Source organism: Acidovorax facilis (genome assembly GCF_023913775.1).
GTDB lineage: Bacteria > Pseudomonadota > Gammaproteobacteria > Burkholderiales > Burkholderiaceae_C > Acidovorax > Acidovorax facilis.
This window is the reverse complement of the sequence record NZ_JAMXAX010000264.1, coordinates 1-1,911: the sequence shown is the minus strand read 5'-3', so window position 1 is coordinate 1,911 and position 1,911 is coordinate 1. Positions and strand designations below refer to the sequence as shown.

Annotated in this window: 2 protein-coding genes; both read left to right on the top strand. The window is 69.1% G+C overall.

Annotated elements, in window-relative coordinates; genetic code table 11:
* Positions 1–599: DUF2867 domain-containing protein (locus tag NFX52_RS30020; RefSeq protein ID WP_353848509.1), on the top strand; the 599-nt coding region annotated here is incomplete at its 5' end.
* Entirely contained in the window at positions 586–1,905 is a 1,320-nt protein-coding gene (locus NFX52_RS30015; protein ID WP_055402006.1) for an ABC1 kinase family protein, read from the top strand. The genes NFX52_RS30020 and NFX52_RS30015, both read left to right, overlap by 14 nt.
* Positions 1,906–1,911: the final 6 nt, after the last annotated feature.

Genomic DNA, 1,911 nt, shown 5'->3' with positions numbered 1-1,911 from the left:
AAGCCCGCCGCCACGCCACGCAAGAGGAAGTCCGCATGACCACCGCCCCCACCGTGCGCGAAACGCAGGTGCCCGCAGGCACCGCCATCCATGCCAGCTTGCCCGGCGCCCATTTTTTTGATGCCTACGAGGTGGCTGACGGCCAGCCATCCCACACCGCCCTGCAGGCCTGGCTGGACGTGGTGGCCCGCACGCCGCGCTGGACACAAATGCTCATGACCGTGCGCAACAAGCTGGTGCGGCTGGTGGGCCTGAAGGACCTGGGGCAACTGCACGATGGGTACCCGCCCGCCAGCGGCAAATCGCTGCGCGAGGCCAGCAGCTACCGTGTGGGCGACCGCGTGGGCATCTTCCGCATCCGCCACCTGAGCGACACCGAAGTCGTGATGGGCCAGGACGACAGGCACCTCGACGTGCAGGTTGCACTGACCAAGCACAGCGGACGGACCGAGACCTCTGGGCCGCCGACCATGGTGCTCAGCACCGTGGTGCACATCCACAACACGCTCGGGCATGCCTACATGGCGGTGGTGACCCCCTTTCACCGCCGCATTGCACGGGCCATGGTGCAACGCCTGGCAGACCATGGCACGCACTGAACCGCCGCGCACCGGCCGCCTTGCGCGCGGCACCATCACGGGCATCGCTGCCGCGCGCATCGGGATGGCCCAGCTGGGGCACCGCGTGCGCACGCCATCTGCCCAAGCGCAGGCCGACCACGAAGCCGCCCTCGGCCGCATCCTCTTTGGCGCGCTGGGCCAGTTGCGGGGCTCGGCGCTCAAGGTGTCGCAGTTGCTCAGCATGCACCCCGGCCTGCTGCCCGACGGTGTGCGGCAAGAGCTGGCGCGCGCCCACCACCAGGCCCCGCCACTCAACCGCGCGCTGGTGGGCCGCGTGTTCCGCCAAGCTTTCGGGCAGGAGCCCGAGGCACTGTTTGAACACTTCGAGCCCACCGCCTTCGCCGCCGCCAGCCTGGGCCAGGTGCACCGCGCGCAGCTGGCAGGCCACGGCACGGTGGCCGTGAAGGTGCAGTACCCCGGCATCGCCACCACCATCACCAGCGACATGCAGCTCATGCGCGCCGCGCTGCGCGCCCTGGCCCATACCGACATGCCGCTGCCCGCCAACACGGTGGTGGACAGCGTGATGACCGAGATCGAGGCCACGCTGCTGCGCGAGGTGGATTACCTGCAGGAGGCCGATCAACTGCAGTGGTTTGCACAGCACGCGGCGCTGCCGGGCGTGGTGCTGGCCCAGCCCATCCTGTCGCACACCCGGGCCCAGGTGCTCACACAGCAGTTTCTGCCGGGCCAGCATCTGCAGGACTGGCTGGCCTCGCAGCCCACGCAGGCGCAGCGCGACCGGGCCGGACAGCACCTGTGGGACTGGTTCATGCACTGCCTCTTTGTGTTGGGCCGAGTGCACGCCGATCCGCACCCGGGCAATTTTCTGTTCGCACCCGATGGCACCGTGGGCGTGCTGGACTTTGGCTGCACGCGCAGCCTCTCCGGCGGATTTCGGGCGCAAGTGACACAGGCGTGGTCCGCACTGCTGCGCCCTCCCACCGACCCACGGCGAGACGCGCTGGTGCTGCAGGCCTACCAGGCACTCGGACTCGTCAACGCCCGCCTCACCGTGCCGGCCTACACCGCCGAACTCGCGCCCGCACTGGCTGACATGCAGGCCTGGCAGATGGAGCCCTTCACGCAACCAGTTTTCGATTTTGGCGTCAAGACGCCGCCACCCATCACCGCCGGACGGCACCAGCGCATGCTGGGCGAGCACCTGGTGCAGGTGCCCGGCGAGATGCCCGCGTTTGAGCGCATGTGGATGGGCCTCATGCACCTGCTTACGGGGCTGGGCGCGCGCGTCCACACGCATTGCCCCGCCCTTCTTCCTTCATAGGACCCC